The sequence below is a fragment of the Cupriavidus sp. R6-3 genome, from assembly GCF_059772245.1.
The window spans coordinates 1-4,476 of the sequence record NZ_JCBAJO010000311.1; the positions used below are offsets into that span (position 1 = coordinate 1).

Genomic DNA, 4,476 nt, shown 5'->3' on the forward strand with positions numbered 1-4,476 from the left:
AGCAACGCATAGCAGGGCAGCAGCAGGATGCCGAAGCGCTGGAACAGGAAGGCGGTGCGCATCGCGTAGTGCGGCACGCACAGCCAGATCAGCAGCACGGCGGCGAGGGGCAGCCAGGCGTGCGGCAGATGCCAGCGCGGCCGCAGCCCCATCGCCCAGGGCGCGGCCAGCATCAGCAGCGTGGCCAGTGCGAACGGCAGATGCGTCGACCACGCACCCCAGGGCGACACCAGCAGCAGCGGCAACCGCATCCAGTCCCAGCGCCATTCGATGGCCGGCCATGCGTAGTCGAGCGTGGCTTCGAGCCGCTGCGCGTGGCCGGCGTACAGCAGCGCGAGCAGCGCCAGCAGCGCGTAGGGCAGCAGCGCGAGCCGCACGATGCGCGGCGTCGGTGGCGCCGGCCGCGAGCCGTCATCGCGGGCGGAACCGAACAGCGCACAGGCGGCGCCCACCGCGCAGGCGAACAGGAACACCAGCCCATGCGCGGCGAACAGCAGCGCGCCGGCGAGCACGATCGCGGCGGCCGTTCGCAGCGTCGGCGCACCTGCGTGGCGCCATGCGGGCAGCAGGAACAGCAGGCCCAGCGGCACCGCCAGCAGAAAGGTCAGGAAGCCCCATTCATAGGCGAAGCCGAAGAATCCCGGCACGAACAGCCAGTCCAGCCGCGCATCGGCGCCAAGCTGCCGGCGCAGCGCGATACAGGCGCCGATACAGGCGAGATAGGCCAGCGACAGCAGCAGCTTCAGCGCGGCCGTCACCGGCATCCACCACGATAGCGCCAGCGCCGCGCCATAGCCGAGCAGGTAGGGCGTGAACGGATTGATGCGCAGGTCCTGCTGCCATGGCGAGGTACCGGCCAGCAGGTCGCGCAGCGCGGCGATCTGGCCGGCATGCTGCGGCAGGTCGATCATCGGGGGATAGGGCGCGAGCCAGGGCAGGGCGGAGCCGGCCGCGACGGCAACGACGAACGGCGCGTTGGCCATGACGGCGCGCGCTGCCGCGATGCGCGTGGCGCGGCCGATCTTCTTCCGCTGCGTGCAGCCCACATGTCCGCGAAACGCCCAATGCCGCGCCCCCAGGTACGTCAGCCCCGTATAGACAGCCATGCCGCCGAGTTGCGCCAGCAGGCTGCGCGGCGCCAGCACGTTCGACAGGGCCAGCACCGTCGCCAGGTTGGCCAGGTAGCCGAGCGCGCAGACCGCGCCGAAGCGCCCCAGGCTTGCCAGAACATGGCCGCGATGCGCGAAGGTCCAGCGCCGGTTCAGCGCGAAGCTCCACAGGAAGCCGACCGCATAGCCGGCGGCATTGGCCGCGGCCGGATGCCAGTCCAGCCCGCGCAGCGCCAGCCAGATGGCGGCGAAGCCCAGCACGGAATTGCTGGCGCCGACCAGCAGGTAGCGCAAGCCGGTGTGGCGGACGGCGGCGCACGGCCGGGCGGTGGCGGATGGCATGCGGGCAGACTCGATGGGGGCGCAGGGCAGGGTGCCGGGTGCGGGGTCCAGGCGGCGAGGGCGCAGCAGCGCTCAGCCCTCGCGTACCACCAGCCCGAGGTCCTGCCTGCGAATCTGGAGCTTGTAGTCGCGCATCAAGCGGAACAGCGTCACCCGCGACACGCCCAGTTCGGCGGCGACATCGATCAGCCGCTCGTGATGGCGTTGCAGCGCCTCGCGGATCGCGTTGCATTCGGCCGCCTCGCGCACCGCGGCGAGCGTGCAGGGATGCGCCTCGGCGGGCGGCTGCAGGTCCAGATCGGCGGGGCGGATCACGCCGCCTTCGCACATTGCCGCGGCATGGCGGATGCGGTTGATCAGCTCGCGCACATTGCCCGGCCACGGATGCACGGCCATCGCGCGCATCGCCGAGTTGGAGAACCCCTTGATGCGTGCCGGCGCCTGCCGCCGGATCTCGCCGAGCACATGCTCGGCCAGCAGCACGATGTCGCTGCCGCGCTCGCGCAGCGCGGGCTGGCGGATGCGCAGCACGCACAGCCGGTGATACAGGTCCTGGCGGAAGCGGCCGGCCGCTACGGCCGCCTCGAGATCGACGTGCGTGGCCGAGACAATGCGCGCATCGACGGCGACCGAGTCCGTGCCGCCCAGCCGTTCGATGCAGCCCGTTTCGAGAAAGCGCAGCAGGCTGGTCTGGCTCTCGAGCGGCATGTCGCCGATCTCGTCGAGAAACAGCGTGCCGCCCTGCGCCAGCTCGATGCGGCCGGGTTTGCGCTTGAGCGCGCCGGTGAACGCGCCGCGCTCGTAGCCGAACAGTTCGGACTGCAGCAGCGCGGGCGGGATCGCGGCGCAGTTCAGCGCGACGAAGGGCTGCGCGGCACGCGCCGAGGCGCGATGAATCGCCTGCGCGGCGAGTTCCTTGCCAGTCCCCGATTCGCCGCCGATCAGCACCGGCGCATCCCAGCGCGCGACCTTGGCGATGCCGCGGAACAGCGTCTGCATCGCCTCGCATTCGCCGACCATGCCCGCCGGACCCACTGCACGCGCATTGGGCGACGCACTGTCCTGGCGCAGCTGCACCATGCCCCAGCCGTGGCCCAGCCGCTGCGCCAGCGTCACCGATTCAAACGGGGCGGTCAGATAGTCGATGAAATACAGCCCCAGCAGCCGGCGCGCGGTCGGGGTCAGGCGGTCGCGGCAGTCGACCATCGCGATCCACGCGATGTTGGGCTGCGCGAACCAGGGCTCGAGCGCCTCCAGTTCGACGTCGTCGATCTCGCCGGTCAAATCGAGCAGGCCGGCGATCGGCTGCTCGTCGAGCGGGTGCGCCTGGACCTCGTGCGCATCGGTGGCGAACAGCAGCTTCCAGCCACGCTGGCTGAGGAAGCGGCAAAGATTGGCCTCGTGGTGCTGCGATACGAACAGCAGCGGGCGGGTGATGGAGCCGCTCATGATGATTCCCCCGGATTCTTCTTATTGCCGAGGCAGACGCGGGAAAGATCCCGCGCCCGCCACGGTGCCGGCCGGCGGCAAGCCGTCCCAGACAGACGCGCCTGTCGCCGTTCCCCGCTTGCGCGGAAGACGCCCATCCCCAACCAGGCAATGAGCAGACCCTCCCATTGCCCGGCCGCTGCTTCGAAATGACCAGTGGCCAGTGGCGCATCGCCTGTGTTGTGGCGCCGGGCATGGCGGTCGTGGTGCCGCCTTTGCTTGCCCGGCGTGGCGGCGTGCCTTGCATGAGGCCGCACGCGTTTTGTAACGACTCACTCAGCGACGAGCGTGCCACGCGATATAAGTTGTTGATTTTTATTGCGTTTATTTCGGTGCACTTGTTACACCGGCGAAATCTTGTAACACGATGTATCCGACCTGGAACGAGGGCCAGCCGCGAGGCGATGCACTCCAATGCATAAGCCGCGAAGGATGAGGCGAACGATTCTTATTCTTCGCCAAAAAAGTGGCGTACAAGGCCGTTTTTACGCGGTGCATGGCGAATGACTTCATCCGCACTGGCAGCGGGGAAGGGTTTTCTCCGATGTGACAGCGGACGCGATCGGTGCCAAACGGTTGCATTTGCTTTACACCGCTGCGCCACTGGTGAAACGGCGACGCCGGACGCTGCATGCGGCACGTCTTCGCGGCATCGTCCGGATGGGCGGTCCTTGCATGGCGGCGGCAGGGAAAGGAAGGGGCGCCGGCTGCCTCTGACCGGCATCCATGCCGGCCCGACTCATCCGTTTGGCGTAGGCGGCGCGCCTACGAGGCCGAGGGAACACGGCCGGCCAAAGTGTTCAGGTTCTGAAACATCGCGACGCCGAAGGGTTACCTGATGCCCTTCGGGCGATACGCCGCTGTGTCAGTCCACCGCACCGGCGTCGGCACCGGCATCGGGCAGGCGCGATGCCTCGATCTGCTGGCGCAGCCACCCATGCATGCGCCGGATCGCGCTTTCGTGCGGATGGCCTTCGCGCCAGATCATCCAGTACTGCAGCGTCGACGGAATCCGCGTGGCGCCGATCTGCACCAGCGCGCCGCTGACCAGGTAGTCGTGCGCCAGCAGCGCGCGCGCCGTCGCCACGCCGACGCCGGCGACCGCCGACTGCAGCAGCATGCCGGCATCCTGGAAGATCGGCCCGCGCTCCGGCTCGTGGGTCGGCAGGCCGGCTTGCTCCAGCCAGTCGCGCCAGGAGCGCAGCGCGAAGCGCAGCATCGGCAGGCGCGGCAGGTCGGCCACCGTGAAGCCGGGATAGCGGGCCAGCAGCGCGGGGCTGGCCACCGCGATCACGGTGTCCTCGATCAGCCGGTGGCATTCGAAGCCGGGCAGATCGACGCGCTGGTGCCAGATGCCGACGTCGACCGAATACGGGTCCGGCGGCGGGATTTCGGTGTGCAGCCGCAGGTGCACGTCGAGCATCGGCATCGCCTCGTACAGGCTCGGCAGCCGGCGGATCAGCCAGGCGTTGGCCAGGTCCGCCATCACGCTGACCTCGAGCCGGACCGCGGGCTGCTCGCCCTGGCCGCCGGCCTC

Annotated in this window: 3 protein-coding genes; all 3 read right to left on the reverse strand. The window is 69.4% G+C overall.

Features of this window, described 5'->3' with window-relative positions:
* A partial coding sequence (locus tag AC6EI8_RS24590; RefSeq protein ID WP_498383136.1) for a GtrA family protein occupies nt 1-1,451 on the reverse strand: 1,451 nt, incomplete at its 3' end.
* Between the two features lie 72 nt (nt 1,452-1,523).
* Nucleotides 1,524-2,900 carry a sigma-54 dependent transcriptional regulator gene (locus AC6EI8_RS24595; RefSeq protein ID WP_498383138.1) on the reverse strand — a complete coding sequence of 459 codons (1,377 nt, stop codon included), beginning with the start codon at nt 2,898-2,900 and terminating at the stop codon, nt 1,524-1,526.
* A gap of 904 nt (nt 2,901-3,804) precedes the next feature.
* Nucleotides 3,805-4,476 (reverse strand): LysR substrate-binding domain-containing protein (locus tag AC6EI8_RS24600; protein WP_498383139.1); only part of this gene is annotated, 672 nt, incomplete at its 5' end.